Genomic DNA, 26,136 nt, shown 5'->3' with positions numbered 1-26,136 from the left:
GTGCAGCACTCGTCCCCCGAGGTCAGGCACCCGCCGCTGCCAACGACAACTGAACGGTCAGGAGAGGGACCATGGCCCACACGGCACCGCGGACGATCGTCCGCACCCAGGAGCGCAGAGCGCTCCGCAGTCGCCACACGGGCCGTCGCCACCCCTTGGTGGCGACGATCATGGCCCTTCCCCTGGCGGTCCTGCTCCTCGTCGTCTTCGACGGCTGGGAGACAGTGGCCACACAGGCGTCGTCCGTGGGCGAGATGCTGGGGCGCTGAGCGGCGACCCCAGGCCCGGAAGAGCGGTCCGGGCGGGGACATCCACCCATGAAACCCCGTGGGGACGGGGGTGCGGCGGACGGCACAAATGCCGGCGCAGCTGGGGAGCTGCGCCGGCATTGCTCTGCCCGAAAACAGGCACGCGACGATCTTCGCCCCACCCGCCGTCCACGGCACCGTCCATGGCACCCGGCCGCGCATCCCACGCCCGACCCCGGACACCAGGCACTCCCGGCGACCTCACCTCCGTACCCTCACCCAGGACGACCCGCCGCCCGAGGGAGCCCCGTGACCACCACCCCCCTGCTCACCGAGCTGGCCGCCCGCGCTCGAGCCCGGGCCCACACCGGCGGCACCCCCTGCCCCTGCGGCGCGGCCACCCTCGCCGACCGCCCCGACGCCACCGTCGTACGCCACGCGGACACCGTCGCGAAGGCCCACGCCCCGAACACACCCCCGGCCGACCTCACCCCCCGCCTCACCGCCGCCGCCCGGCTCCCCGACGTCCTCCTCCCTCCGCTCGGCCCGACGCCGGTGACCCTGCACGGCCGCCTGGTCACGTTCTGGCCGTACGGCACGCCCGTCGACCCGGACGACCCGGACGCGGCCCCTTGGGAGGAGGCCGCCTGCCTCCTCGCCCGCCTCCACCGCACCCCCCTCGTCGGACCACCCCTGCCGCCGATGCGCGGCCCCGCCAAGGCGGCCCAGGCCATGGCCCGCCTCCGGGCGGCCGCCGCACACCATCCCGCCACCGCGCCCGTGGTCCGCGCCTGGCACACCCTCCCCGCCTGGGCCCGTGCCGAGGCCCCCATGCCCGACACCACCACCCTCTGCCACGGCGACCTCCATCTCGGCCAGCTCGTCCGCCACCCCGCCCCCGACGGTCCCTGGCGTCTCATAGACGTCGACGACCTCGGTGTGGGCGTCCCGGCCTGGGACCTCGCCCGCCCCGCCGCCTGGTACGCCTGCGGCCTGCTCCCGCCCGACGAGTGGACCCGCTTCCTGGACGCCTACCGCGCCGCCGGCGGCCCGGCCGTCCCCGTGGACGGCGACCCCTGGCCGGCCCTCGACGTCCCGGCCCGCGCCCTCACGGTCCAGACCGCCGCCCGGGCCACGGCGAAGGCGGTCGCCCAGGACCGCCCCCTGGACGAGGTCGAGCAGGCCTTGGTGGACGCCTGCTCCCGAATCGGTTCGGTCCCCCCACAGTTGGCACGAACCTCCACGACGTAGGGTGCAACCGACCGCAGCCGGACAGAGTCTGTCCTGGCGGTACGCGAAACAGGACCGACCGGCGAGGAGTTGACCCGAATCATGCAGTGCCCGAAGTGTCACGCCCCGATGCACACCTACAACCGCAACGGCGTCCAGATCGAACAGTGCAGCAACTGCCGGGGGATCTTCCTCGACTACGGCGAGCTGGAGGCGCTGACCCGCCTGGAGTCCCAGTGGTCGCAGCCCGCGCCCCCGGCACCGCCCGCCCCGCAGGCGTACCCGGCCGCGCCCGCCGCACCCGCCTGGGGCGCCCCGCAGGCCGGCCACGGCGGTCACCACGGTGGGCACTACGGCGGCCACCACCGCCAGAAGAGCTTCGGTCGCATGCTGTTCTCCAGCTGACCGGACCACGAGGAAGCCCCCGGCCGTACGAGACGGCCGGGGGCTCCGGTGTGTGGACGATACTGGGATTGAACCAGTGACCTCTTCCGTGTCAGGGAAGCGCTCTCCCGCTGAGCTAATCGTCCTCGGGACCACGATCCGAAGATCATGGGCACTGCGTGCGCGATACTGGGATTGAACCAGTGACCTCTTCCGTGTCAGGGAAGCGCTCTCCCGCTGAGCTAATCGCGCGGGTTCGAAGCCGCAGGGCTTCAGTGGACGATACTGGGATTGAACCAGTGACCTCTTCCGTGTCAGGGAAGCGCTCTCCCGCTGAGCTAATCGTCCTTGGAGGTGGAGACGGGATTTGAACCCGTGTAGACGGCTTTGCAGGCCGTTGCCTCGCCTCTCGGCCACTCCACCAGGAGTGCGGGGTTCGGGAAGATCCCCTAGTTCCTTCGAGCGGACGACGAGGCTCGAACTCGCGACCTCAACCTTGGCAAGGTTGCGCTCTACCAACTGAGCTACGTCCGCCTGTCGTTTCGGTTCGCTCTCGCGTCCCGGCGACGAGTTGAACTCTAGCGGATTCCTGGGCCAGCACAAAAACGCGTTTGTGCAGCGTGCTGCCCTGCACCCCCGCCCGCAGCCGCGGCGCGGCCACAGCGGACCTGCTCAGGGCCCCGCGACGGACATGCCCGGGCCACCCCGCGGACACCCGCCATAGACTCGACAGTGTGCTCGACCTCCCACCTCTCGCCCGTTTCGGCACCCGCGCGGCCACCGGCCTCCTCGATGTCACCAGCGATCCCGCGGCGCTGGACTCCACCGGTTTCTGGGCCGTCGCCGCGGACTTCGAGGGCGGCCTGGTCTGCGCCCGCTTCGCCGACGTCCGTGAGGAGCCGGTTCCCGCGCCCGTGCCGGGGGAGTGGCGGGGCCCGGCGGCCGGTGACTGGACGTCGTCCCTCGACCGCGCCACGTACACGGCCGGGGTGCGCCGGATCCGCGAGCACATCGCCGCCGGCGAGGTCTACCAGGCCAACCTCTGCCGCGTCCTGACCGCGCCCCTCGGCCCCGGCGCCGACGTGGACGCCCTGACCGCCCTGCTGGCGCGCGGCAACCCGGCACCCTATGCAGGAACGATCCGCCTCCCCGGATGCGGCGTCGAGATCGCCACCGCCTCCCCCGAACTGTTCCTGCGCCGCGCCGGCCGGGTCGTCGAGTCCGGGCCGATCAAGGGCACCGGGCGCACCGAGGCGGACCTCCTCGACAAGGACTACGCCGAGAACGTGATGATCGTGGACCTGGTCCGCAACGACATCGGACGCGTCTGCGCCACGGGCAGCGTGACCGTCCCCGACCTGTGCGCCGTCGAGAAGCACCCGGGCCTGGTCCACCTCGTCTCGACCGTCCGCGGCGAACTGCGCGCCGGTGTCGGCTGGCCCGAACTGCTCGACGCCGCCTTCCCGCCCGGCTCGGTCACCGGCGCCCCCAAGTCCAGCGCACTCAGGATCATCGAGGCCCTGGAGACCGCGCCGCGCGGCCCCTACTGCGGAGGCATCGGCTGGGTCGACGCCGACCGGGGCACGGCCGAGCTGGCCGTCGGCATCCGCACCTTCTGGATCGACCGGACCGTCGCGGGCGCGGCCGTGCTCCGCTTCGGCACCGGCGCCGGCATCACCTGGGGATCCGACCCCGAGGCGGAGTGGGCGGAGACCGAGCTGAAGGCCTCCCGGCTGCTCGCGGTAGCGTCGGGGGCGTACGAGGTGAACGAACAGCCCCTCGGGTGCGATGCCGGCCCGGGGGACGCCGAGTCCGAGAACGCCTCCAGCGCGCGCCGCACCCCCGGCCGACGCGACGCCCCCGGTACGGACAGGTGAGGGAGAGACCAGTGAAGCTTTGGCTCGACGGCGGACTGCAGGACATCGAGTCCGCCCGCGTCTCCGTCTTCGACCACGGACTGACCGTGGGCGACGGCGTCTTCGAAACGGTGAAGGCGGTGGACGGCAGGACGTTCGCGCTCACCCGCCACCTCGCCCGGCTGGCCCGCTCCGCGCACGGCCTCGGCCTGCCCGACCCCGACCTCGACGAGGTCCGCCGCGCCTGCGCCGCCGTCCTCGAGGCCAACCCGGTGCCGCTCGGCCGGCTGCGGATCACCTACACCGGCGGCCACGGCCCGCTCGGCTCGGACCGCGGAGACCAGGGCCCGACCCTCGTCGTCGCCCTCGGCGGGATCACCCGCCGCCCCGACTCCACGGCCGTCGTCACCGTCCCCTGGACCCGCAACGAGCACGGCGCCCTCACCGGCCTGAAGACCACCTCGTACGCCGAGAACGTCGTCGCCCTGGCCCGCGCCCACCAACACGGCGCCACCGAGGCGCTGTTCCCCAACACGGCCGGGCGGCTCTGCGAGGGCACCGGGTCGAACGTCTTCGTCGTCCTGGACGGCGAGATCCACACCCCGCCGATCGCCTCCGGCTGCCTCGCGGGCATCACCCGTGAGCTGACCGTCGAGTGGACCGGCGCCAAGGAGACCGACCTGCCGCTGGACGTGCTGGAGCGGGCCGACGAGGTCTTCCTCACCTCCACGCTGCGGGACGTCCAGGCCGCGCACCGCGTCGACGCCCGCGAACTGCCCGGCACCCCGGGCCCGGTGACCGCCAAGGCGATGCGGATCTTCGACGAACGCGCGGGCGACGACCTCGACCCCTAAATCCCGGGTAGGCCAGAACCCCGGCCGGCCAGATCCCCGGCCGGTTCCCCGGGCGGGCGGGCGGCCGACGGGGAAAACAGGCTGACTTCGGTGCCCACGGCGGGTAGAAACCCCCTGATGACCACGACTCTGCGGCCCACCGAGCCGCTTCAGCGTGCCGCCGGCGGAGCGCTGTCGCGCCACTACCAGGTGTGCGTGAACAGCCGTCCCGTCGGCGCGATACGCCTCTCGACCCACCCCGACTTCGGGCCGGCCGTCGCCCGGATCGACGACCTGCGCATCGAGGAACCGGACCGCGGCCGGGGCCGGGGCACGGTGGCCGCGCTCGCCGCCGAGGAGGTGGCGCGCGGCTGGGGCTGCCGCACGATCGAGATCCGGGTCCCCGCCGACGCGGCGCACGCCCTGCGCCTCGCCACGGCCCTCGGGTACGTCCACCGCAGCCGCGGCATGTTGAAGGCCCTGGCCACGGTCGCGCCCGAACTGCCCCCGGGCAGCCGGGCCAGACCTCTGACCGAGGCCGAGTACGGGCCGTGGCGGCAGCACGGCATCGAGGAGTACGCCCAGAGCTGGATCACCCGCGGTGTCCCCGAGGCCGAGGCCCGTACCAAGGCCGCACAGGACACCGAAAAGATCCTGCCCGACGGCCTCGCCACCGAGCACATGCTGATCAGCGTCCTGGAACACGAGGACACCCGGGTCGGCACCCTCTGGCTGGGCGTCGAGGGGGAGCGGGCCTATGTGTACGACGTCGAGGCCGACGCGACCCATCGGGGCCGGGGGCACGGCCGCTCCCTGATGCTGCTGGCCGAGGCCCAGGCCGTCGCCGCCGGCATGCGCGTGATCGGCCTGAACGTCTTCACGGACAACGCGCCGGCCGAGCGGCTCTACGCGTCGCTGGGGTACGTGCCGGTCAGCTACACGATGTACAAGAACCTGCTCTGAACCCGGCTCAGCCCTGTTCGGCCAGCAGCCGGTCGGCGATCTCCTCGACGCGCTCGCGCAGCCCTTCCTGGCTCTTGCCGCCGTCGAGGCGCTCGCCGCCGATGACGTACGTCGGGGTTCCGGTGACCCCGATCGCCTTGCCCTCCGCCTGGTCGGCGTCCACGATCAGGATGTGCCGGCCGTCGATCAGCGCGGTGTCGAACTCCTCGGCGTCGAGCCCGAGTTCGCCGGCCACCTCGACCAGGAAGGGTTCGCCCTTACGGTCCAGCTCCTCGACCCGGCCCAGCACGGCCTCGACGTACGGCCACCCCTTGCCCTGCTCCAGGGCTTCCTCGGCGGCCTGCGCGCCGGCGAAGGAGTGCTTGTGCTTCTCCAGCGGGAAGTGCCGCAGCCGCAGCTCCAGCCGGTCGCCGTAGCGCTCGCGCAGCGCGCGCAGGTCGTCCAGGGCATGGCGGCAGTCCGGGCACTGGAGCTCGCACCAGACGTCCAGGACGACGGCGGGGCGGGCGGACGCCGGATCGGACGCGGCGTCGGGGGTGGGGGCGGACGTGGCGTCGGAGGCGGCGGACGCCGGGGAGGACTCACTCATGCTCCCAGTCTCCCAGCATGCGGGACGGCCCGTACCCCGAGGCGACCCCGACCCGGGCCGCCCGGTCCGCGGTGACCGGCACCTGCGGAGGAGGTGACCCGGAGATGTCCCTGATGTCCGGCCGGAGCATGGCCCGGGAGCGGGGTGGGGGTGCAGGATGGAAGGGACGAGGCGCCCGCCCGCCGGAGCGCCGAGCCGCCTGGCCACCACCCGTACGTGCCCGCCTGGAGGACCGGATGATTGCCGAGACCGTCTGTTCCGCCGCCGCCGCGGCAGGCCTGGGCATCGCGGCGGTCACCGCGTACCGCAAGCGCTACCTCTCGGCCGCCCGGATCGCGGCCTACTCCCTGGTGCCCCTCGGCCTGGTCATGACCGGGGTCGTCGAATGGCTCGCCGACACGGCCTTCAGCCCCACCGCCTGGGCCGGCTTCGGTGTGCTCGGCGCGGCCTGGGCCCTCTTCGCGACCACGCGCGCGGTGGAGCGCCGTCGCGGCGTCACCCGCAAGGACCGCAAGGAGGCGGCACGCGCCGCGCGCTCCGGCGAGGTGGCCCCGACCTCTTCGGCACCCTCCCTGGGCCAGGGCTCCCGCCCGGCGGCCCGCCCCGCCGCCGCGCCGCGCACGCAGGGCGGCTCCGACGACTTCAGCGACATCGAGGCCATCCTCAAGAAGCACGGCATATGACGCCCGCGACGCGGTTGAAACGACACAGTCGACCCCCGCGCGCGCGGAAGTGATCATCGCCTGAAACCGACATCACGGAATTCGGCGAACTCCCGCTCATTCCGGGCGTGTTGATCGCGCGGGGTGCCTGGCCTGCGTCATCATCGCCCGCGAGATGCTGGACACGACACAGAGCGACGCCGCGCCACCTCAGGACGAGCCGCGCGGATGCCTCTTCGCCCTTTCCCAGCCACCGCTGATGATCTTTCTTGCGGTGATCGGGTGTCTGCTGCTCATGGCTGCGCTGCACGATCTGCTGCTGCTCTGAGCCGTACCCGCGGTCCCCGGCGTCACCCGCCGGGGCCGCGTCGGCATCGAGCGGCGGAGAGGGGCCGGGACCCCTGTGGCGGGCCTCAGCCCGCGGCCTCCTTGCGGCGCGCCCGGTAGGCGGCCACATGGAGACGGTTGCCGCAGGTGCGGCTGTCGCAGTACCGGCGCGAACGGTTGCGGGAGAGGTCGACGAAGGCACGCCGGCAGTCCGGGGCCTCACAGCGCCGCAGGCGCTCCTGCTCCCCGGCCACCACGAAGAAGGCCAGCGCCATCCCGCAGTCGGCCGCCAGGTGGTCCGCGATGGAGGCGCCGGGCGCGAAGTAGTGCACATGCCAGTCGTAGCCGTCGTGATCGGTGAGCCGGGGCGTGGTGCCCGCGGCGGCGACCAGCTCGTTGATCAGCCCGGCCGCGGTCCGGGGGTCCGACGCCGCGAAGATCCCGGCGAACCGTCCCCGGATCTTGCGCACGGCGGACAGGTCGAACTCGGAGAGCACGCCCACGTCACTGATGTCGTGCTTTCGTACGAACTCCGCGAGGGTGGCGACATCCGGCAGCGCGTCCGGGGTCGTCTCGTCCTCCGGCGCGGTGTTCACCAGATCCACCACGGCATCGAGCGCACACCGGGTGTCGTGGGTGATCAGCACGTTTCGCTCCCTGGCCTGGGGGGTCGGGCGGGCGCCCGCCGATGCTGGCCGATGGTAGCCGCCCCGAGCCCGCAAGCCACGGGGGCAGCCGTTGCCCGGAGCCCGCACGCGGCTGCCGCCTTCATGACCGGCCACCGGGGGGAGGCTCCGTACCCCCAGCATGCCAAGCCGACCCGGCTCCGTGCACCCAGCTCGGCGACCTGCCCGCTTCACCCGCCTCCTCGGGCGGCCCCCGCCGGGCCCCACGCACGCCGACGCCGCACCACGGTGGTCCGTGGTGCGGCGTCGGCGCATACCGTATGCGGTTGTCGTGGCCCGAGCCGTCTCCCCGAGTGGACGGCGCCGGGCGGCTCGTGGTGAGCCTCGCCCTAGCTTTCCGCCAGGATGTGCGAGAGCTCTTGATCGAGATCGAAATGCCGGTGTTCCGTGCCGGGAGGCACGGCAGCGTCCGTCCGCTTCAGGAAGGACTCCAGGGCCCGCGCCGGGGCCTCGAGCAGGGCCTCGCCCTCGGGAGAACTCAGGGCGATGCAGACGACGCCCTGACCGTGGCTGCGCGACGGCCAGACGCGGACGTCGCCGGTTCCCGTGGGCCGGTGCAGGCCCTCCGCGAGGAGGTCACGGGCGAACACCCACTCGACGGTTTCCTCGGCTCCGGTGTGGAAGGTGGCGTGCACGGCGTAGGGGTCGGCCGTGTCGTACCGCAGGCCTGCGGGGACAGGCAGGGAGGACTCGCTCGACACAACGAGGCGCAGGTGCAGCTCGCAGCTGACCGTGGTGTTCATAAGCGCCAGGGCCTTTCGCTCAGTGTGCGCTCGGGGATTCGCACGTCGGCGAAATCGACATGCCACCTACGGTGCCGTTGTAAACCCCTCTGAGTGTTTTGCGTGTCTTTACGTAACTCTTCCGGCCGAGGGCACGTTCGCGAAGTACCACCATTCCGGTGATCGGAATCTCTCGGGTAAGGTCTGGCTGTATGAATACGGGGAGTAACGAGCCTGGCGAGGTAGCCATGGTGGACAGGACGGACACGGGCGGAGCGGCGGAGAAACGGTCCGAGCAGGGGCTCGGCTCGTGGGCGCCGGAGTTCGTCAAGGCACGCCGCGTGCTGCATCTGAGCTGGCAGGTCGGCGTCTTCGTGATCGGCCTCGCGGTGGTGGGCGCCGGCATCGTCATGCTGCCGCTGCCGGGACCCGGCTGGGTCGTGATCTTCGGCGGTATGGCGATCTGGGCGACCGAGTTCGTCTGGGCCCAGCTGGTGCTGCGCTGGACCAAGCGCAAGGTCACCGAGGCGGCCCAGCGCGCCCTCGACCCGAAGGTGCGTCGGCGCAACATCATCCTGACCTCGATCGGTCTGGTGATCATCGGCGCGCTGCTGGGGTTCTACCTGTGGAAGTTCGGGCTGGAGATGCCCTGGAACATCAAGGACCAGTGATCCGCGACGGGGGTGCCGGGGCCGTCCGGTGATGGTCACAGGCACCCCCTGACATGGGGTAATGTTCTCCGTGCGCCCGGGCGATTAGCTCAGTGGGAGAGCGCTTCGTTCACACCGAAGAGGTCACTGGTTCGAACCCAGTATCGCCCACCCCGGGATGATGGCCCGTCTGCGACATCGCAGACGGGCCATCGTCGTATGCGGCCCTCTTCGGAGGTTACTGACCGTCGCCGTGTGCGCGGCAGACGGCGACGCCGAAGCCGCAGCTGACCTCGGCATCCGCACCAGCGCGCACGTCGAGGTCGACGCCCAGACCGGCGCCGACGCCGACGTCTAGGCCGGCGCCGACGCCGACGTCCAGACCGGCGCCGACGTCCAGGCCGGCGCCGAGACCGACGCTACGCCGCAGCCCCGCTCACCCCCGGCGCCCGCAGCCCCGCTCACCCCGGCGCTCACAGCCGGGCCCGCGCCTCACCCGCACCTTCGCGCCCAGCCCGCGCCCTGCCCGTGCACCGCCCACCCCACCTGCGCCTCACCCACGCCCCGCCCGCACCCTCGCGCCCCCACTCCACGCCCACGTCCCGCGCCCCGCGCCCCGCCCTCACCTCCCCACGCGCACACGACGCCCACATGCCCTCATGCGTGACCCCCTCCACCCACCTCACCCACCTGGCCTCCCCACCTCACGTCACCCCGCCTCGCCCACCTCACCCAGGCGAATTCCCGCCGCCCTCCCCACCCCCGCACCCCCCACCCTCCCGTCCGATCCCCCGAATGCACCCCTCTCACCAGCCACTTCACGCCTCTCACCCCGTCAAACCCCCTCCGCGAGCCCGCCTCCTCCCGCGCTCGCCCCACAAGAAATTCCTGTCCGAATCATTGACGCTCCCTCAACCCCCTCGTACCTTGTGCCAGCAAGCGCTTTCTTGAAACGATTCATGCAATCAGCGACGACGCTGCGGGGAGGGCCCGACTGTGGGAACCAGCAGGAATGTTGAGAGGCGAACGATCCTGAAGGTGGCCGGGGCGACGGCGGCCACGCTCGGGCTGGCCGCGACCACGGGGTGCGGGGGCGACAGCGGTTCCGGGGACGGGACGGTGACGATCCGTTACGCCTGGTGGGGAGCCGAGGAGCGGGCGAAGCGGATCAACGAGTCCATCGCGCTCTTCGAGAAGAAGTACCCGAAGATCAAGGTGAAGACGGACTTTCAGGACTACGTCGCATTCTGGGAGAAGTTCCAGACGCAGGCGGCCGGCGGAAATCCCCCGGACGTATTCCAGAACGCCGTCGGATTTCTTCGGAAGTACGACAGGAGGGGCATCCTCCTCGACCTCAAGTCCCAGGTGGACGCGGGCAATCTGAGCCTGGACAACTTCCGCGAGGGCGTCACCAAGGTCGGCGAGGTCGACGGCAAGCAGCTCGGCATCCCGGTCGGCTCCAACACCATGGCGCTGGTCATCGACAAGAAGGCCTTCGCGAAGGCCGGCGTCGAGGCCGCCCCGGGCTGGACCTGGGACGACTACTTCAAGGCGCTCAAGACCATCCACGACAAGACGAAGGTCCCGGGGGACACCGGCTACTTCAGCATCATGTACCTCTACGACCTGTACCTCCGCCAGAACGGAAAGGCGTTCTTCACCGAGGAGGGACTCGGCTTCGACAAGGCCGATCTGACGGAGTGGTGGCAGGACGGGTACAACCTCACCAAGGCCGGGGTCATCACCGACCCGAAGATCGTCGCCCAGGACCGCCCCAAGTCCTCGCTCTCCGCCGGCCACGCCGCCGCGGAGTTCACCTGGGACAACTTCACCGTCCGCTACACCGCCGAGGGCGACAGCGAGTACGGCCTCGCCCCGATCCCCACCATGGACGGCAAGGACACCGGTCAGTACCTCGCCTCCCTGATGCTCAGCGCCTCCGCGCGCACCTCGCACCCCAAGGAGGTCGCCCAGTTCATCGACTTCATGGTCCACGACCCCGAGGTCGGCAAGATCATGGGCTACGACCGGGGCATCCTCGCCAGCACCGAGCAGTACGAGGCGTTCACGCCGACCGACGCGGTGGCCAAGGAGATCGCCCAGTACGAGGAGGACACCGCGAAGTCCGGCGTCCTCGGCGCGATCACCCCGCACCCGTCCGGCGCCGACACCGTCGAGGCCGCCTTCCTGCGCATCGGCGGTGACATGAGCCTGGGCAAGGTCAAGGTCTCCGACGCGGTGAAGCAGTTCTTCGACGAGTCCGACGCCGCTTTCCAGGCGTGATGCCTGACGTCTGATGCCTGATGGGGAACCAACTGTGACGCTCGTCAAGGAATCTCCGCCCGCCACCCGCAAGGCCCGTTCCGCAGCCCCCGCCGCCGGTCGGCGGCGGGGGCGCCGGGAGAACCTCGCCGGTTATCTCTTCATGTCCCCGTGGATCGCCGGCTTCGTGCTGCTGACCGCGGGCCCCATGGCCGCCTCCCTCTATTTCGCCTTCACCGACTACAACCTCTTCAACAGCCCCCGCTGGATCGGCCTCGACAACTTCACCAAGATGTTCGACGATCCCCGCTGGCAGAAGTCGGTGGAGGTGACGGCGAAGTACGTCGTCATCGGCACCCCGCTGAAACTGCTGCTGGCCTTCGGCGTCGCCCTGCTGCTCGCCCAGAGCCGCCGCGGCCAGGCCTTCTACCGGGCCGCCTTCTACGCCCCCTCGCTGATCGGCGCGAGCGTCTCGGTCGCCTTCGTCTGGCGGTCGCTGTTCTCCGACGACGCCGTCGTCGATCGCACGCTGTCGGTCTTCGGTGTCCATGTCGGCGGCTGGGTCGGCAACCCCGACTGGATCCTCTACTGCCTGGTAGCGCTCACCGTCTGGCAGTTCGGCGCGCCCATGGTCATCTTCCTGGCCGGCCTCAAACAAGTGCCGAGGGAGCTGTACGAGGCGGCCGAGATGGACGGCGCCGGGCCGCTGCGCCGGTTCTGGAGCATCACGCTCCCGATGATTTCCCCGGTGCTCTTCTTCAACGTACTGCTGGAGACCATCCACTCCTTCCAGATCTTCGGCTCGGCCTACGTCGTCTCCAACACCTACTGCGGCCCGGCCGACGCCACGCTCGTCTACACCTGCTACCTGTACCAGCAGGGCTTCAAGAACGCGCAGATGGGCTTCGCCTCGGCGATGGCCTGGATGCTGCTGCTGGCCGTGGCCCTGGTGACGGCCGTCCTCTTCTGGTCGCAGAAGAAGTGGGTGCACTACGAGGAGGACGCCCGATGAGCGCCACCACGTCCACCACCGTCACCCCCGCGGACCGCAAGGCGCTCGGCGGCCTCGGGCGCAAGCGCGCCGGCTCGCTCGCCTGGCACCTCGGCTCGCTGCTGGTCCTCGCGGTCGTGCTCTACCCGGTCCTGTGGGTCATCGGCGCCTCGTTCAAGCCGAGCAAGGACATCATCAACAGCCTCGACCTGTTTCCGACCAGCCCCATCCTCGACAACTTCAAGGGCCTGGCCGACGGCATCGCCGACATCACGATCTGGACGTTCTTCCAGAACTCCCTGTTCTACGCGCTCGGCTCGGTCGCCGGCATCCTGGTCTCCTGCTCGCTGACCGCGTACGCCTTCGCCAAGATCAGGTTCGCGGGCCGGAACCTGCTCTTCTCGCTGATGATCGGCACCCTGCTGCTGCCGTACCACGTGCTGCTCATCCCGCAGTACGTGATGTTCCAGAAGCTGGAGCTGATCAACACCTACATCCCGCTGCTGATCGGGAAGTACCTCGCCACCGAGGCGTTCTTCGTCTTCCTCATGGTGCAGTTCATGCGCAACCTGCCCCGGGAACTGGACGAGGCGGCGCGCATCGACGGGTGCGGCCATCTGCGGATCTACTGGTCGATCGTGCTGCCGCTGTGCCGGCCGGCGCTCATCACCAGCGCGATCTTCACCTTCATCAACGCCTGGAACGACTTCATGGGCCCGCTGATCTACCTCAACGAGCCCGGCAAGTACACCGTCTCCCTGGGCCTGACGATGTTCCGTGACTCCGACGGCGTAGCCGCCAACTACGGCGGACTGATCGCCATGTCGCTGGTGGCGCTGCTTCCGGTGCTGCTGTTCTTCCTCGCCTTCCAGCGGTACCTCATCGACGGTATGGCGACCTCCGGACTGAAGGGCTGAGGCGGTTCCTCCATGGCCGACGTGCGTGTGAAACCCCGGACCCGTAAGGAATCCGTCCTCGCCGAACGCTTCGGGGTGTTCGCCGAGTGTCTGCTCACCGGGGTCTGGATCGCGGTGGCCTCGCTCGGCGTGGTCACTTATCCGGCCGCCTTCGCCGCCGGCGCCCGGCATCTGCGCCGACGCACGGGGCATGAGGGCGGGGGATGGCGGGAGTTCGTCGCCGACTTCCGCCGCGCCGTGCGCGGCGGGTGGGTCGTCGGGCTCGCCGGGTGGGCGGCGCTGGCCGCGGTCTGGGTGGACGTCCAGGCCGCGCGGGCCGGGATCCCCGGCGGGCCGCTGGTCGGGGCCGTCGGACTCCTCACGCTGATCGGTCTCGCGGTCGCCGGGCTGCGCGCGGCGGCGGTCTGGACGCCCGGCGACTCCTGGCGCTCCCTGCTCGCGCAGGCGGGCCGCCGTACCGTGCTCGACCCTGCCGGATCGTTCCTGCTCATCGCCGGGCCGGCCGTGGTGGTCCTGTCCGGCTGGGTGATCGCACCGCTCGCGGTCCCCGTGCTCGGCGCCGTCGCGGCGGCGGCCGTGGCCGTGGAGGAGCGCCACCGGCACCGCTGAGCCGCGGTGCCCGCACCCGAGGTCGGCGCCCCGGGCGCCGCACCTCACTCTGTCATGCCCCTGCCCATCCCGGACCACCATCCCGGACCACCACCCCCTCCGTATCCCGCACGGAAAGGACAAGGCCATGTCCCCCATTCCTCGCAGGTCCCTCCTCAAGGCGGCCGCCGTCGCCGGTGCCGCCGCCCAGTTCAGCTGGGCGCTGGGCGCGAAGAACGCCGAAGCCGCGCCGAGAGCCGGGGCGGCGGACGCCGATCCGGTGACCCTGGACTGGCTGGAGGACGGCGGTCTGGGCGCCGCCCCCGGCTCCACCCTCGGCGTGCCCTGGCCCATGGGCACCTACCAGGAGGACCAGACCTTCGCGCTGACGGACGCCGACGGCACGGACGTGCCCGTGCAGTCCTGGCCGATCGCCTACTGGCCGGACGGCTCGCTGAAGTGGACCGCCCACGCGGTCAGCTCGGGGACCGGCAAGCTGACCCTCGCCGCCGGCACCCCCGCCGCCCCCTCCCGGAAGGTCACCGTCCACAAGAGCGGCGGCACCGTCGACGTCTCCACCGGAGTCATCACGGTGAAGATCGGCAAGGACGGCGCCTCGCTCATCAAGTCGGTCGAGCGCGGTGCGACGGAGATCGCCAGGAACGGCCGGCTCGTCCTGATCCGCCAGCCCGAGATCGAGGACGAGGACCAGGGCACGGTCAAGACGGAACGTTTCGAGGGCGCCATCGGCGAGGTCACCGTCGAGCAGGAGGGACCCGTCCGCGCGGTCGTCCGCATCGACGGCAAGCACCGCAAGGGCAGCCGCAGCTGGCTCCCCTTCTCGATCCGCCTCTACTTCTACGCGGGCGCCGACTCCTTCCGCATGGTCCACACGATCACCTACGACGGCACGCAGGAGCCCGGCAAGGCGAGCGGCGACTTCGTCCGCGGCCTCGGCGTCCGCTTCACCGTCCCGATGCGCGACGAGTCCTACGACCGCCACGTCCGTATCGGCGGCGAGGGTACCGGTCTGCTGCGCGAGGCGGTCAAGGGCATCACCGGACTGCGCCGTGACCCGGGCGCGGCGGTGCAGGCCGCCCAGTACGCGGGCCGCAAGTTGCCCGACCCGTCCACCTGGGACCAGCGGGTCACCACCCGCCTGCAGTACATCCCCGAGTGGGGCGACTACACCCTCTCCCAGCTCTCCGCCGACGGCTTCACCCTCCGCAAACGCACCAAGAGGGGCTACGGCTGGATCGGCGCGGGCGGCGGCAAGCGGGCCTCCGGCTTCGGGTACGTCGGCGGCGTGAGCGGCGGATTCTCCTTCGGCCTCAGGGACTTCTGGGAGAAGCACCCCTCCCAGCTCGACATCCGCGACGCGCACACCGACGCGGCCGAGGTCACCCTCTGGCTCTGGTCGCCCGAGGCCCAGCCCATGGACCTGCGCTTCTACCACGACGGCATGGGCCAGGACACGTTCCCCGAGCAGCTCGAAGGCCTCAACATCACCTACGAGGACTACGAGCCCGGCTTCGGCACCCCCTACGGCATCGCCCGGACCTCCGAACTCCTCTTCTGGGCCAACGAGTCGACGCCCACGCCGGAGACGCTCGCCGAACAGGTCGAGGCCGTCCGGGTGCTGCCGCAGCTCGCCGCCCCGCCCAAGCAGCTCATCAAGGCGAAGGTGTTCGGCCCGGGGCTGTACGCCGAGCCGGACCGCTCCACCCCCGCCAAGGCGAAGATCGAGGACCACCTCGACTTCCTCTTCACCTACTACAAGGACCAGGTGGAGCAGCGCCGCTGGTACGGCTTCTGGGACTACGGCGACATCATGCACACCTACGACACCGTCCGGCACCAGTGGCGGTACGACATCGGCGGCTACGCCTGGGACAACTCCGAGCTGTCCCCGGACCTCTGGCTCTGGTTCGCCTACCTGCGCTCCGGCCGCGCGGACATCTTCCGCTTCGCCGAGGCGATGACCCGCCACACCGGCGAGGTGGACGTCTACCACATCGGGCAGTGGGCGGGCCTGGGCACGCGGCACGGCGTCCAGCACTACGCCGACAGCGCCAAGCAGCAGCGCATCGCCAACACCACCTACCGCCGCTACTACTACTTCCTCACCGCCGACGAACGCGTCGGCGACCTCATGCACGCCAACGTCGACTCCGACGAGACGTTCCTCGTCCTCGACCCGATCCGCAAGATCCGCACCGAGCCGTACACCCCCGACCGGCACGCCCTGTCGATCGGCTTCGGCACCGACTGGAGCGGCCTGGTGTCGGCCTGGCTGACGGAGTGGGAGCGCAAGGGCCCCAAGTGGGAGAAGGCCAAGGCGCGCGTGCTGTCGACCATGGAGACGATCGCCGCCCAGCCGAACGGCTTCGTGCAGGGCAGCGGTCTGTACGACCTGGACACCGGCAGGTTCGCCGTCGCCACGACACCCGTCGTCGGCGTCTCCCATCTGTCCGCCGTCTTCGGCCTCAACGAACTGTGCGCCGAACTCATCCACCTGGTGGACATGCCGGCCTTCGACGAGGCGTACTACGACTACTGCCGTTACTTCAACGCCACCAAGGCCGAGCAGGCCGCACGCTACGGATCCAACTTCGGCACCCTGCTGCTCTTCCAGGGCCACTCCCGCCTCGACGCCTACGCCGCCGTACAGACCGGCGACGCGGCGCTCGCCAAGCGGGCGTGGACGAAGTTCTACAGCTCCGACGGCTACCTGGAGTCCTCGCCGTGGCGGACGGAGCCGCTGAGCGGCCCCGCCACCCTGGTCGCGGGCAGCGAGGCCACCTGGGTGTCCACCAACGACACCGCGCTCTACGGCCTCGCCGCCATCGAGAACCTGGCCCTCCTCGGCGACAGGATGCCGTCGTAGCCCCGCCCAGCGGTTAGCCCATCCTCCCCAGGACCTCCCGCACCCGCCGGACGTCCCGCAGCCGCTGCTCGTACGTCGCCCCGAGGGCGAGCAGCAGCAGTCCGGCGAGGGCGGGAGGCACCCAGCGGGGGAGCGCGTCGGCCACCTGGACGAGATACGGGGCGAGTTCGTGCAGCGCGTCCAGGACCAGCACCGAGCCGCCCAGCACCAGCGGCGCCCGGAGCCGGTGCCGGGCGCCCAGCAGGGTGACCAGCAGCGCCGCCGCGCCGAGCAGCAGGGGACGGGTCCACTCCGGGTCGTACCAGGCGGCGGCGAGGCTCGGCAGCAGGGTGGCGGCGAGTCCGGGGCCGTACGCCGTCCACGACGACGCCTGTGGGTCGCGGCGCCGGCGCAGGGCTCCGACGAGCAGCGCCGGGACCGTGACCGGCAGGGTGTACGCCTCCGGGACGCCGACCCGCCAGTCCGCCAGCCGCACCCATGTGGCCAGCACGAAGAGCACGGCGGCCGCGTACCCGACGGCACGGCGGTCCGGTCGTACGGCCGTGCCCGCCGCGATCACCCCGCACAGGGCCAGCACCAGCGCGAGCAGCTGCGGGTCGAGGACGGCCAGGCCGATGGCGACGAGGCCCGCGACGGCGCCCGCCGCCTCCACCGCGAGGGTGGCGGCGGGGTCGGTGATCCGGGGCGCGAGCAGGGCGGCGGCCGCGGGGACCACGAGCACCAGCAGCGCGATGTGCTCCGGCCGCCAGCCGGCGGCGGCGCCGACGGCGCAGGCCAGGGCGGTGGCATAGCCGAGCGAGGCGGCCGCCGTCACCGGGGTGTGGCGGCCCAGCCGGGCGGCCGCCGCGAACAGGGCCGTCAGCGACGCGAGGACCGCGAGGGTCGCGGGCTCGGCGGCCAGGGAGACGAAGGCCAGGCTGAGCGAGGTCGCCAGAGCCAGCCCCAGGGCCGTCCGGGTCGTGAACGCCAGCAGCCCCAGCACCGCCAGACCGTGCACCGACAGGCCCACCGCGTACGGCAGTTCCAGCGCGGTGGGCAGCACGACGACCGCCGCCCACGCCAGGGGCAGCGCGTGCCGCCGCCATTCCGTGGCACCGACCGCCAGGACGGCGGCGACCACGACGAGGACCAGCGGAGCGGTGCCCGCGTACGGCGGCCAGAAGGCGTCGAGCGTCGCCGCGGCGCGGGCGTCCGCCGGCGCTCCCGACCACACCGAGCCCACCCGGGCCGACGGACCGAGCAGGGTGACGCCCACGGCGGGCAGCGTCCACACCACGGCCCCCGCCTGTACGGCGGCGGAGGCCACGGCCAGACCCCGGCGCACCGGATCCGGGCCGCGGGCCGCGGCGAGCAGCGCGATCCCGCAGGCCAGACACGCCGGCACGAGCCACGCGCCGGGCACCGTCACCCGCAGGACACCACCGGCTCCGGCGACCACGAGGAGGCCGCCGGCCGCCGCCGTCCCCAGAGCGAGCCCGGGGCGCGGGCCGTACCGGGCCGCGGCCACGGCGATCGCCGCCGCGAGGGCGAAGAGCCCCGCCGCGCGGGCGGCGGCGCCCGGACCGGACGCGTCCAGGGCGAGCACACCCGCCGCCAGGACACCCCAGGCGCCCGCGCCGAACGCGCACACCACGGCGACCAGTCGGACGGGCCGCGCGGACACCCGCAGCGCGACCGCCACGTCGAACGCGGCCGTCAGCAGCACCCCGACCGCGGTCACGTGCAACCCGCCGCCGGCCGCCGCCACCCAGAGCGGCATCGGGAGTTGGGCGACCAGCAGGGCGGCCGGCCGGGGCAGCCGCAGCGCGCCGAGCGCCGTGCCGTACGCCGTCCAGAGCACCGCCAGCACGGTCGCGCACCCGGCCAGGTACGTCGTGCCGTCCGCCGCCCGGAATGCCGCCTCGTGCAGCGCGAACGCGTCCAGCACGGTCAGCGCGAGGCCGAGGCCCGCGACCGCCTCGGCGGTCGAGCGCAGCTCGCGCCGCAGCAGCGCCACGGGCGCGCCGAGCACGGCCAGGGTGACCGCGCCCAGCACCACCGAGCGGCCCACGATGCCCAGGTGACCCCAGCTGACCAGCGTGAACACCATCGCCGCGACGGTGAGCAGGATGCCGCCGAGCAGCAGCAGAACGTTCTGCACGCCGGGCGCGGTGGCCTCGGGCCGGGGCGCCGCGGGCGGCGGTGGAGCGGCCGCGGCCAGGGGCCGTACCGGCTGCAGCGTGGTGACCAGCCAGGCGCGGCGGGCCAGCAACTGGGCCCGGCGGGCGTCCAGTCGGCGCAGCTCGGTGTCGAGGAGCCGCAGCTCCTCGGCCGGGGGCGGAAAGTGCGTCATGCCTGAAGTGTGGTCCGCGTCACGCCGTATGCCATGGGTACGGGTACTCAGTACGTACTCAAATGCCGCTCGGCGCACCCCCGTACGGGCACACTCTGCGCATGGACTGGACCCATTACCGCTTCCGCAGCCTGTGGGCCCTGCCCGCGCCGCCCTCTGCCGTGTACCCGGTCCTGGAGCGGGCCGAGGACTATCCGCGCTGGTGGCGCCAGGTGCGCGAGGTGACGCGGATCGACGGCACGACCGGCGTCGTCCGCATCCGCTCGCTCCTGCCGTACGACATCACGTTCACCGCCCGTGAGGTGTGGCGCGATCCGGTGGCCGGGGTGCTGGAGATCCGGATGTCCGGCGACGTCGACGGCTGGGCGCGCTGGACGCTCACCGCCGGCGGCCCCGGCACGCTCGCCCGCTACGAGCAGGTCGTCGACGTGAACAAGCCGCTGCTCAGGAGGTTCGCCGTGCCCGGGCGGCCGGTGTTTCGCGCGAACCACCGGCTGATGATGCGGTCCGGACGGCGCGGACTGGCCGCCTACCTGCAAGCGGTTTGAAGGAAGCGTGCGGGGACCTGTATTGTTCAGTGCGTTCCCGGGCGATTAGCTCAGTGGAAGAGCGCTTCGTTCACACCGAAGAGGTCACTGGTTCGAACCCAGTATCGCCCACCGGGAGAGAACCGGTCCGCGTCACGCGGGCCGGTTCTTCTGTGTTGTCCGGGCGCGTTCTCCGTTCAGGCGGCCTCCGACAGCTCCGGCCGCAGCGGCCATGACGTGTCCACCGTCTCCGGGTTGCCGCTGTGCGCGAACCACGCCTGGAGCCCCCGGGCCTGCGCCGCGTGCCATGCCGCCTGGAGGGTGTGCAGTTCGGCGGGGGACAGCCGCTCCAGACGGGCCGCGAACCGCCGGCCCACCGCGCGCACGACCTCCAGGGCGGCCAGCGCGTCCGCCGCCGCGTCATGCGCGTCGGACAGCGCAACGCCGTAGTGCGCGCACAGGTCGGTGAGCGTGCGACGGCCCTTGCGGTAGCGGTCCAGATGCTTGTCCAGCACCCGCGGGTCCAGCACCCGCAGCGGGGCCGGCTCCAGCCAGTGGCCCAGCGACGAGGCGCGGTGGCGGCGCAGCTCGCGGTCGAGCAGCGTCAGGTCGAACGGCGCGTTCATCACCACCAACGGCCGTCCCGCCGCCGCCTGTTCGGCCAGCAGCTCGGCTATCTCGAACATCACCGGCGACGGCCAGCGGCCGTTGCGCTGAAGATGCTCCTCCGTCAGCCCGTGCACCGCCGTCGCCTCGGCGGGCACCGGCACGCCCGGGTTCACCAGCCAGCGGCTCACCCTGGGTCGGACGCCCGGGGCGTCCTGGACGACGAGCGCGGCCGACACGATCCGGTCGGCCTCCACGTCGACGCCCGTCGTCTCCGTGTCGAAGGCGGCCAGCGGGCCCTCGTACCAGTTCGACATACCAACACAACCCCTCGTTCACCCACGGCAGCTGACGCACCGTCTTCTGCCCGTTTGGTGATACCCGGGCTGTTTGCGCCGTACGCCGACAGGACACAACAGGAGTACGGGTCTTTGCAGTTCAGCGGCCCGCAGCGGGATTCACTCGGTATTCACTCGGCCCGGTTCTGGGCATCTCTCTTGGCTGGGAAGGCTGTTCGTCATGGCGATAGCGCAGCCCGAGCGGGGCGGGCTGCTGCCCGAGCGCACGGGCCCCCATCGCGGCACACTCGCCACCACCGCCTGCATGGAGACCTTGCAGGTGGGCTACTTGCACGCGGTGGCGGCGGCGGCCGGCTGCTCGTTGTCCCAGCCGTTCCCGGACAACGGCATCGACTGGCACGTCAGCCACAGCGCCCCCGGGCACACCGTGGACGACGAGGTCACCATCAAGGTGCAGCTCAAGGCGACCTACCAGATCCCGCCCGACCCGCCGGGCCGGTCCTTCTCCTTCACGCTCGACAACGACCACCTGCGCAAGCTCGCCCGCACCCCGGTCTCGGTGCACAAGATCCTGGTGGTGATGATCGTCCCCCGGTCGCAGGACCAGTGGCTGCGGGCCGGCCACGACCGCCTCGACCTGCGGCACTGCTGTTACTGGGTCAATCTCGCGGGCCACCCCGTCACCGGGCGGACCCGGACCACCGTGCGGATACCGACCGCGCGCATCTTCGACGACCGGGCGCTGTGCGAGATCATGACGCGGGTCGGGACGGGAGGCAGACCATGACCCACCGCCCCCTCGACGGGTCCGTTCGGCCGGTACGGCCGCACCCCGAGGCTCACTGGAACCGTCCCCCCGAGGCCGGCGAGGTCGACCCCGCCGTGCTCGGCGCCCTGCTGCGCCGCCACGGCTGGCAGCGGCGCGGCGGCGCCCCCGGACGCTACGGCCGCTGGACCCCGCCCGGACCGGGCGCCGTCGGCACCAGCCTGCTCGTCCCGGAGAGCCGGGCCTTCCCCGACAGCGACGACCTGCTCGGCGAGGCGCTCCAGGCCCTGGCCCGCAGCGCCGCGCCGTCCGCGCGCGAGGTGCTGGTCGGGCTCGCCGTGCCCAGCGACGAGATCCGCTGGTGGCGGGACGTGCCGGACGGGCCCGCCGGCGCCGCGCCCTGGACCGTCGAGGAACAGCTGCGCGGCGCCGCCCGCCAGATGCTCCTCGCCGGCGCCCTCGCCACCCGCGCGCGGGCCGGCTACTACGGCGCCCGGCACCGCCGCGCGGCCACCGCGCTCCTCGACCACGTCCTCGTCGGCCCCGAGGCCGACGGCCGCCGCCTCACCGCCTTTGTGCCCGCCGACCCGGGCCGTGCCCTCGCCGTACGCCTCCACCAGGCCCTCTACGCGGTCCGCGAGGCCATCGACTACCAGCGGGCCACCGGCGGCATGGACGCCTTCGACGGCGCCGTGGAGGCGGGCGCCAGCCGCGAGCTGACCGAGGCGCTCGTCGCCCTCGTCCGGGGCACCGAGGGCGCCCGGATCGCCGTCGAGTGGGCCCCCGCGGCCGGTGTCCCGGCGGACTGCGCGGCGGACGCCGAGCCCATCGAGTTCTCGCCCGGCGACCTGCCCGCGCTGCGCGAGGCCGGCGCCCGCTATCTGCGCGAGGAACCCTCCGTGTCCGTGCGGATCACCGGCGCGGTGGTCCGGCTGCGCAGGCCAGGACCGCGCGGCGAGGGGAGCGTACGGCTGCGGGTGCTGGCCGGCGCCGACATCCCGTACGTCCGGGTCACCCTCGACGAGGAGGACTACCGCATCGCCGGACAGGCCCACCTGGTCGGGCTGCCGGTGCGGGTGCAGGGGCGGCTGGAGAGCCGGGGCGGTTTCCGCAGGCTCGGCGGCGCCTGTGGGGTCGCCCCCGTGCAGGTGGACGACGCGGAGCGGGACCGGCTGATGAAGTCGTTGCAGGAGAACCTCGACTTCTTCGAGGAGGCCTGCGGCGGGGAGGAGCGCGGGGACTGATTTCGCGGTCGGCGGGTGCGGGTCGGTACGATCCCCTATTGCGCGCGCTCACAGTACGGCGCCGCACCCACCAGCAGTCAGGAGAGACCGGTGTCAGACGTCCGTGTGATCATCCAACGCGATTCCGAGCGGGAAGAGCGCACGGTGACGACGGGCACTACGGCCGCCGACCTCTTCGCCGGCGAGCGCTCGGTCATCGCCGCGCGCGTCGGCGGCGAGCTTCGGGACCTGTCGTACGTGCTCTCCGACGGCGAGGAGGTCGAGGGCGTCGACATCACGTCGGAGGACGGCCTCAACATCCTGCGCCACTCCACCGCGCACGTGATGGCCCAGGCCGTGCAGGAGCTCTTCCCCGAGGCCAAGCTGGGCATCGGCCCGCCGGTCAAGGACGGCTTCTACTACGACTTCGACGTCGAGAAGCCGTTCACGCCCGAGGATCTCAAGGCCGTCGAGAAGAAGATGCAGGAGATCCAGAAGCGGGGGCAGAAGTTCGCCCGCCGTGTGGTGACGGACGAGGACGCCCGCGAGGAGTTGGCCGACGAGCCCTACAAGCTGGAACTGATCGGCATCAAGGGCTCCGCGTCCTCCGACGACGGCGCGGACGTCGAGGTCGGCGCCGGCGAGCTGACGATCTACGACAACCTCGACGCCAAGACCGGCGAGCTGTGCTGGAAGGACCTCTGCCGCGGTCCCCACCTGCCCTCCACCCGCCTGATCCCGGCGTTCAAGCTGATGCGCAACGCGGCCGCCTACTGGCGCGGCAGCGAGAAGAACCCCATGCTCCAGCGCATCTACGGCACCGCCTGGCCGTCCAAGGACGAGCTGAAGGCGTACCTCGACTTCCTCGCCGAGGCCGAGAAGCGCGACCACCGCAAGCTGGGCTCCGAGCTGGACCTGTTCTCCATCCCCGAGCAGATCGGCTCCGGCCTCGCCGTCTTCCACCCCAAGGGCGGCATCGTCCGCCGCGTGATGGAGGACTACTCGCGCCGCCGCCACGAGGAGGAGGGCTACGAGTTCGTCTACACCCCGCACGCGACGAAGGGGAAGCTCTTCGAGACGTCCGGGCACCTGGACTGGTACGCCGACGGCATGTACCCGCCCATGCAGCTCGACGAGGGCGTGGACTACTACCTCAAGCCCATGAACTGCCCGATGCACAACCTGATCTTCGACGCGCGCGGCCGCTCCTACCGCGAACTGCCGCTGCGCCTCTTCGAGTTCGGGACCGTGTACCGGTACGAGAAGTCGGGCGTCGTGCACGGCCTCACCCGCGCGCGGGGCTTCACGCAGGACGACGCGCACATCTACTGCACCCGTGAGCAGATGTCGGAGGAGCTCGACAAGACGCTCACCTTCGTTCTCGGCCTGCTGCGGGACTACGGTCTGACCGACTTCTACCTGGAGCTGTCGACCAAGGACCCGGAGAAGTTCGTCGGCTCCGACGAGGTCTGGGAGGAGGCGACGGAGACCCTGCGGCAGGTCGCCGAGAAGCAGGGCCTCCCGCTCGTGCCCGACCCGGGCGGCGCCGCGTTCTACGGTCCGAAGATCTCCGTCCAGACCAAGGACGCCATCGGCCGCACCTGGCAGATGTCGACCATCCAGCTCGACTTCAACCTGCCCGAGCGCTTCGACCTGGAGTACACCGGCCCGGACGGCGCCAAGCAGCGCCCGGTCATGATCCACCGCGCGCTGTTCGGCTCCATCGAGCGGTTCTTCGCGGTGCTCTTGGAGCACTACGCGGGCGCCTTCCCGGCGTGGCTGGCCCCGGTCCAGGCGATCGGCATCCCGATCGGCGACGGGCACGTGGAGTACCTGGAGAAGTTCGCCGCGGCGGCGAAGAAGCAGGGGCTGCGGGTCGAGGTGGACTCCTCCTCCGACCGGATGCAGAAGAAGATCCGCAACGCCCAGAAGCAGAAGGTGCCCTTCATGGTCATCGCGGGCGACGAGGACATGTCGAACGGCTCGGTGTCCTTCCGCTACCGCGACGGCTCGCAGGAGAACGGCATCCCGTTCGACGAGGCCATCGCGAAGATCGCGAAGGTGGTCGAGGAGCGGTCGCAGGTCTGAGGCCGTGCGGTGACAGGTCTGACGTCGTGAGGTGAAGGGCCCCGGGGGACTCACATCCCCCGGGGCCCTTCCTTTTCGTCGCTCTCCAGGGCGAACACCTGGATCAGCCACGACGAGAACGAGCCGGTGACCGCACCCAGCAGCGCCACCCCGCACGCCATCATGCCGACCGCGATCAGCCGGCCCCCCGTGGTGACCGGGGTGACATCGCCGTAGCCGACCGTGGTGAGCGTCTCGCAGGTCCACCACAGGGCGTCCCCGAACGTCGTGATCGTCGCGCCCGGCGCCCCGCGCTCCTGGCTGAAGACGGCGAGCGCGCCCGCGAAGCCGAGCAGCCCCGTCGACACCCCGGCGTACGTGATCACGCGCGCGTGCAGGGACAGCCGGGGCTGTCCGTGCCGGCGCTGTACGGCCTCGTAGAGCTTGACGATCCGCAACGGGCGCAGCAGGGGCAGCAGCACGACCAGGCCGTCCAGCCAGTGGCTGGGCACGAAGCGCAGCCGCTGTCCGCTGAGCCGCCAGCGGACCGCGTAGTCCACGGCGAACAGCACCCACGCCGTGAGCATCACGGAGAAGAAGAAGTCCTGCCAGGCGTCAGGGGCGTCCTGGGCGAGGATGCGCAGGGCGTACCCCGCGAGGAAGGCGAGCGAGGCCACGGCGAGGGGGATCTCGGTGCGATCCTCCCAGCGGGCCTGACGGCTGTCTTCGTGCATCGGTCCAGCTTGGACCGCGCGACTTCGGGCGCAACCCCGGCGACACGCCGCGAACGGGCGAAGCCATATGCTGCCTTGCATGACGAGTGAGCCGGAGCAGCAGATCGGAGTGGGGACGCAGGACGCGTTCCAGCGCCTGTGGACGCCCCACCGGATGGCCTACATCCAGGGTGAGAACAAGCCGACCGGCCCGGGGGCCGACGACGGATGCCCGTTCTGCTCGATCCCGGCGAAATCCGACGAGGACGGGCTGATCGTCCGGCGCGGGGAGCATGTGTACGCGGTGCTGAACCTGTACCCGTACAACGGCGGCCACCTGATGACCGTCCCCTACCGGCACGTCGCCGACTACACCGACCTGACCGGGCCGGAGACCGTCGAGCTGGCCGAGCTGACCAAGCAGGCGATGACGGCCCTGCGCGGCGCGTCCGGTGCGCACGGCTTCAACATCGGCATGAACCAGGGCAGCGTGGCCGGCGCCGGCATCGCCGCCCACCTCCACCAGCACATCGTGCCCCGCTGGGGCGGCGACACGAACTTCATGCCGGTGGTGGGCCACACGCGCGTGCTGCCGCAGCTCCTGGCGGACACCCGCAAGATGCTGGCGGAGGCCTGGCCGACGACCGCCTGAAGGCTGTCCGACGGCTCTTCTGTGGCCGGGTCCGGCACCACCAGCCCGTCCGGCGTCCGAGGACGAGGCCCGTTCAGGGCCGAAGCGGGGGTCTGGGGGCGGCAGCCCCCAGGGAGAGGCCACCCCAGACCCACCCGCACGACAATCCGCCCGACC

25 protein-coding genes and 7 tRNA genes are annotated in these 26,136 nt (G+C 71.7%); 21 read left to right on the top strand and 11 right to left on the bottom strand.

All coding sequences use genetic code 11. The features are described 5' to 3' along the window. Nucleotides 1–71 precede the first annotated feature (71 nt). The 3 genes from ACZ6D7_RS19500 to ACZ6D7_RS19490 all read left to right on the top strand — a co-directional run bounded on the left by ACZ6D7_RS19500 (nt 72) and on the right by ACZ6D7_RS19490 (nt 1,883). Nucleotides 72–269, top strand: a complete 198-nt coding sequence (locus ACZ6D7_RS19500) for a hypothetical protein (protein ID WP_469491879.1) — start codon at nt 72–74, stop codon at nt 267–269. Nucleotides 270–557: 288 nt separating this feature from the next. Continuing rightward, nucleotides 558–1,499, top strand: coding sequence for a phosphotransferase family protein (locus ACZ6D7_RS19495; RefSeq protein WP_469491877.1), 942 nt, complete (start codon nt 558–560; stop codon nt 1,497–1,499). A gap of 81 nt (nt 1,500–1,580) precedes the next feature. Continuing rightward, a complete protein-coding gene (locus ACZ6D7_RS19490) occupies nt 1,581–1,883 on the top strand; it encodes a TFIIB-type zinc ribbon-containing protein (RefSeq protein ID WP_469491875.1) in 303 nt (100 codons plus the stop codon). A gap of 53 nt (nt 1,884–1,936) precedes the next feature. Here the strand turns inward: ACZ6D7_RS19490 and ACZ6D7_RS19485 are convergent. The 5 genes from ACZ6D7_RS19485 to ACZ6D7_RS19465 form a co-directional block, all read right to left on the bottom strand. Continuing rightward, nucleotides 1,937–2,008, bottom strand: a tRNA-Val gene (locus ACZ6D7_RS19485). A gap of 34 nt (nt 2,009–2,042) precedes the next feature. Then, nucleotides 2,043–2,114, bottom strand: a tRNA-Val gene (locus ACZ6D7_RS19480). Between the two features lie 24 nt (nt 2,115–2,138). Beyond that, nucleotides 2,139–2,210, bottom strand: a tRNA-Val gene (locus tag ACZ6D7_RS19475). A gap of 1 nt (nt 2,211) precedes the next feature. Then, a tRNA-Cys gene (locus ACZ6D7_RS19470) sits at nt 2,212–2,285 on the bottom strand. Nucleotides 2,286–2,323: 38 nt separating this feature from the next. After that, nucleotides 2,324–2,396 (bottom strand) — tRNA-Gly (locus ACZ6D7_RS19465). A gap of 200 nt (nt 2,397–2,596) precedes the next feature. On the opposite strand from ACZ6D7_RS19465, the gene ACZ6D7_RS19460 reads away from it, so the two are divergent. The 3 genes from ACZ6D7_RS19460 to ACZ6D7_RS19450 all read left to right on the top strand — a co-directional run bounded on the left by ACZ6D7_RS19460 (nt 2,597) and on the right by ACZ6D7_RS19450 (nt 5,514). Next, complete coding sequence (locus ACZ6D7_RS19460; RefSeq protein ID WP_469491873.1) at nt 2,597–3,739, top strand: chorismate-binding protein; 1,143 nt, start codon at nt 2,597–2,599, stop codon at nt 3,737–3,739. An 11-nt stretch (nt 3,740–3,750) separates the two neighbouring features. Further along, a complete protein-coding gene (locus tag ACZ6D7_RS19455) occupies nt 3,751–4,572 on the top strand; it encodes an aminotransferase class IV (protein ID WP_469491870.1) in 822 nt (273 codons plus the stop codon). Nucleotides 4,573–4,689: 117 nt separating this feature from the next. After that, nucleotides 4,690–5,514 (top strand): GNAT family N-acetyltransferase, encoded by an 825-nt coding sequence (locus ACZ6D7_RS19450; protein ID WP_469491867.1) that lies wholly within the window; start codon nt 4,690–4,692, stop codon nt 5,512–5,514. A 7-nt stretch (nt 5,515–5,521) separates the two neighbouring features. On the opposite strand, the gene ACZ6D7_RS19445 is transcribed toward ACZ6D7_RS19450, so the two are convergent. Then, nucleotides 5,522–6,103: a DsbA family protein gene (locus ACZ6D7_RS19445; RefSeq protein WP_469491864.1), complete on the bottom strand. Its 582-nt coding sequence runs from the start codon at nt 6,101–6,103 to the stop codon at nt 5,522–5,524. A 236-nt stretch (nt 6,104–6,339) separates the two neighbouring features. Between ACZ6D7_RS19445 and ACZ6D7_RS19440 the strand changes: the two genes are divergently transcribed. Then, nucleotides 6,340–6,786 carry a hypothetical protein gene (locus ACZ6D7_RS19440; protein WP_469492206.1) on the top strand — a complete coding sequence of 149 codons (447 nt, stop codon included), beginning with the start codon at nt 6,340–6,342 and terminating at the stop codon, nt 6,784–6,786. A 154-nt stretch (nt 6,787–6,940) separates the two neighbouring features. Further along, entirely contained in the window at nt 6,941–7,093 is a 153-nt protein-coding gene (locus ACZ6D7_RS19435; protein ID WP_020138043.1) for a hypothetical protein, read from the top strand. Between the two features lie 85 nt (nt 7,094–7,178). Here ACZ6D7_RS19435 and ACZ6D7_RS19430 read toward each other — a convergent pair whose 3' ends face one another. Together ACZ6D7_RS19430 and ACZ6D7_RS19425 are read right to left on the bottom strand one after the other, a co-directional pair. Beyond that, nucleotides 7,179–7,739: a CGNR zinc finger domain-containing protein gene (locus tag ACZ6D7_RS19430; protein ID WP_469491861.1), complete on the bottom strand. Its 561-nt coding sequence runs from the start codon at nt 7,737–7,739 to the stop codon at nt 7,179–7,181. A gap of 368 nt (nt 7,740–8,107) precedes the next feature. After that, nucleotides 8,108–8,521, bottom strand: a complete 414-nt coding sequence (locus tag ACZ6D7_RS19425) for an SsgA family sporulation/cell division regulator (protein ID WP_004002642.1) — start codon at nt 8,519–8,521, stop codon at nt 8,108–8,110. Between the two features lie 191 nt (nt 8,522–8,712). Here ACZ6D7_RS19425 and ACZ6D7_RS19420 point away from each other — a divergent pair, with 191 nt between their 5' ends. From ACZ6D7_RS19420 to ACZ6D7_RS19390, 7 genes are all read left to right on the top strand, one after another. Further along, complete coding sequence (locus ACZ6D7_RS19420) at nt 8,713–9,171, top strand: TIGR02611 family protein (RefSeq protein WP_469491859.1); 459 nt, start codon at nt 8,713–8,715, stop codon at nt 9,169–9,171. 78 nt (nt 9,172–9,249) lie between these two features. Continuing rightward, a tRNA-Val gene (locus tag ACZ6D7_RS19415) sits at nt 9,250–9,321 on the top strand. Nucleotides 9,322–10,146: 825 nt separating this feature from the next. After that, a complete protein-coding gene (locus ACZ6D7_RS19410) occupies nt 10,147–11,433 on the top strand; it encodes an ABC transporter substrate-binding protein (RefSeq protein ID WP_469491857.1) in 1,287 nt (428 codons plus the stop codon). A gap of 34 nt (nt 11,434–11,467) precedes the next feature. Then, on the top strand, nt 11,468–12,424 hold the full coding sequence (locus ACZ6D7_RS19405) for a carbohydrate ABC transporter permease (RefSeq protein ID WP_469491855.1): 957 nt from the start codon (nt 11,468–11,470) through the stop codon (nt 12,422–12,424). Continuing rightward, nucleotides 12,421–13,320: a carbohydrate ABC transporter permease gene (locus ACZ6D7_RS19400; RefSeq protein ID WP_469491853.1), complete on the top strand. Its 900-nt coding sequence runs from the start codon at nt 12,421–12,423 to the stop codon at nt 13,318–13,320. The genes ACZ6D7_RS19405 and ACZ6D7_RS19400 overlap by 4 nt, the downstream gene beginning before the upstream one ends. 12 nt (nt 13,321–13,332) lie before the next feature. After that, on the top strand, nt 13,333–13,929 hold the full coding sequence (locus ACZ6D7_RS19395) for a hypothetical protein (protein WP_469491851.1): 597 nt from the start codon (nt 13,333–13,335) through the stop codon (nt 13,927–13,929). Between the two features lie 127 nt (nt 13,930–14,056). Further along, nucleotides 14,057–16,795 (top strand): exo-rhamnogalacturonan lyase family protein, encoded by a 2,739-nt coding sequence (locus ACZ6D7_RS19390; RefSeq protein ID WP_469491849.1) that lies wholly within the window; start codon nt 14,057–14,059, stop codon nt 16,793–16,795. Nucleotides 16,796–16,808: 13 nt separating this feature from the next. On the opposite strand, the gene ACZ6D7_RS19385 is transcribed toward ACZ6D7_RS19390, so the two are convergent. Beyond that, on the bottom strand, nt 16,809–19,127 hold the full coding sequence (locus ACZ6D7_RS19385; protein ID WP_469491847.1) for an SCO7613 C-terminal domain-containing membrane protein: 2,319 nt from the start codon (nt 19,125–19,127) through the stop codon (nt 16,809–16,811). Between the two features lie 101 nt (nt 19,128–19,228). On the opposite strand from ACZ6D7_RS19385, the gene ACZ6D7_RS19380 reads away from it, so the two are divergent. Beyond that, nucleotides 19,229–19,675 (top strand): SRPBCC family protein, encoded by a 447-nt coding sequence (locus ACZ6D7_RS19380; protein WP_469491845.1) that lies wholly within the window; start codon nt 19,229–19,231, stop codon nt 19,673–19,675. A 39-nt stretch (nt 19,676–19,714) separates the two neighbouring features. Beyond that, nucleotides 19,715–19,786 (top strand) — tRNA-Val (locus ACZ6D7_RS19375). Between the two features lie 65 nt (nt 19,787–19,851). Here the strand turns inward: ACZ6D7_RS19375 and ACZ6D7_RS19370 are convergent. Then, the gene (locus tag ACZ6D7_RS19370) at nt 19,852–20,577 is read right to left on the bottom strand and encodes an exonuclease domain-containing protein (protein WP_469491843.1); all 726 of its coding nucleotides are present in this window, start codon (nt 20,575–20,577) and stop codon (nt 19,852–19,854) included. Nucleotides 20,578–20,779: 202 nt separating this feature from the next. Here ACZ6D7_RS19370 and ACZ6D7_RS19365 point away from each other — a divergent pair, with 202 nt between their 5' ends. The 3 genes from ACZ6D7_RS19365 (at nt 20,780) to thrS (ending at nt 24,636) form a co-directional block, all read left to right on the top strand. Further along, nucleotides 20,780–21,346 (top strand): DUF4365 domain-containing protein, encoded by a 567-nt coding sequence (locus ACZ6D7_RS19365; protein WP_469491841.1) that lies wholly within the window; start codon nt 20,780–20,782, stop codon nt 21,344–21,346. After that, complete coding sequence (locus ACZ6D7_RS19360; protein WP_469491839.1) at nt 21,343–22,569, top strand: hypothetical protein; 1,227 nt, start codon at nt 21,343–21,345, stop codon at nt 22,567–22,569. Before ACZ6D7_RS19365 ends, ACZ6D7_RS19360 begins: the two co-directional genes overlap by 4 nt. A gap of 90 nt (nt 22,570–22,659) precedes the next feature. Next, the gene (gene thrS, locus ACZ6D7_RS19355; RefSeq protein WP_469491838.1) at nt 22,660–24,636 is read left to right on the top strand and encodes a threonine--tRNA ligase; all 1,977 of its coding nucleotides are present in this window, start codon (nt 22,660–22,662) and stop codon (nt 24,634–24,636) included. A 50-nt stretch (nt 24,637–24,686) separates the two neighbouring features. Here the strand turns inward: thrS and ACZ6D7_RS19350 are convergent, their stop codons facing one another. Next, nucleotides 24,687–25,349: a potassium channel family protein gene (locus tag ACZ6D7_RS19350; protein WP_469491836.1), complete on the bottom strand. Its 663-nt coding sequence runs from the start codon at nt 25,347–25,349 to the stop codon at nt 24,687–24,689. Between the two features lie 67 nt (nt 25,350–25,416). On the opposite strand from ACZ6D7_RS19350, the gene ACZ6D7_RS19345 reads away from it, so the two are divergent. Next, entirely contained in the window at nt 25,417–25,980 is a 564-nt protein-coding gene (locus ACZ6D7_RS19345) for an HIT family protein (RefSeq protein WP_469491834.1), read from the top strand. Nucleotides 25,981–26,136 lie beyond the last annotated feature (156 nt).

The organism is Streptomyces sp. NPDC041784 (assembly GCF_055591025.1).
This window is presented reverse-complemented; position numbering and strand designations above follow the sequence as displayed.

Coding starts and splice junctions, on each gene's coding strand:
- ACZ6D7_RS19500 (WP_469491879.1), top strand. CDS start 72: ATGGCCCACACGGCACCGCGGACGATCGTCCGCACCCAGGAGCGCAGA.
- ACZ6D7_RS19490 (WP_469491875.1), top strand. CDS start 1,581: ATGCAGTGCCCGAAGTGTCACGCCCCGATGCACACCTACAACCGCAAC.
- ACZ6D7_RS19450 (WP_469491867.1), top strand. CDS start 4,690: ATGACCACGACTCTGCGGCCCACCGAGCCGCTTCAGCGTGCCGCCGGC.
- ACZ6D7_RS19445 (WP_469491864.1), bottom strand. CDS start 6,103: ATGAGTGAGTCCTCCCCGGCGTCCGCCGCCTCCGACGCCACGTCCGCC.
- ACZ6D7_RS19440 (WP_469492206.1), top strand. CDS start 6,340: ATGATTGCCGAGACCGTCTGTTCCGCCGCCGCCGCGGCAGGCCTGGGC.
- ACZ6D7_RS19435 (WP_020138043.1), top strand. CDS start 6,941: ATGCTGGACACGACACAGAGCGACGCCGCGCCACCTCAGGACGAGCCG.
- ACZ6D7_RS19425 (WP_004002642.1), bottom strand. CDS start 8,521: ATGAACACCACGGTCAGCTGCGAGCTGCACCTGCGCCTCGTTGTGTCG.
- ACZ6D7_RS19420 (WP_469491859.1), top strand. CDS start 8,713: ATGAATACGGGGAGTAACGAGCCTGGCGAGGTAGCCATGGTGGACAGG.
- ACZ6D7_RS19400 (WP_469491853.1), top strand. CDS start 12,421: ATGAGCGCCACCACGTCCACCACCGTCACCCCCGCGGACCGCAAGGCG.
- ACZ6D7_RS19395 (WP_469491851.1), top strand. CDS start 13,333: ATGGCCGACGTGCGTGTGAAACCCCGGACCCGTAAGGAATCCGTCCTC.
- ACZ6D7_RS19390 (WP_469491849.1), top strand. CDS start 14,057: ATGTCCCCCATTCCTCGCAGGTCCCTCCTCAAGGCGGCCGCCGTCGCC.
- ACZ6D7_RS19385 (WP_469491847.1), bottom strand. CDS start 19,127: ATGACGCACTTTCCGCCCCCGGCCGAGGAGCTGCGGCTCCTCGACACC.
- ACZ6D7_RS19380 (WP_469491845.1), top strand. CDS start 19,229: ATGGACTGGACCCATTACCGCTTCCGCAGCCTGTGGGCCCTGCCCGCG.
- ACZ6D7_RS19370 (WP_469491843.1), bottom strand. CDS start 20,577: ATGTCGAACTGGTACGAGGGCCCGCTGGCCGCCTTCGACACGGAGACG.
- ACZ6D7_RS19365 (WP_469491841.1), top strand. CDS start 20,780: ATGGCGATAGCGCAGCCCGAGCGGGGCGGGCTGCTGCCCGAGCGCACG.
- ACZ6D7_RS19360 (WP_469491839.1), top strand. CDS start 21,343: ATGACCCACCGCCCCCTCGACGGGTCCGTTCGGCCGGTACGGCCGCAC.
- ACZ6D7_RS19350 (WP_469491836.1), bottom strand. CDS start 25,349: ATGCACGAAGACAGCCGTCAGGCCCGCTGGGAGGATCGCACCGAGATC.
- ACZ6D7_RS19345 (WP_469491834.1), top strand. CDS start 25,417: ATGCTGCCTTGCATGACGAGTGAGCCGGAGCAGCAGATCGGAGTGGGG.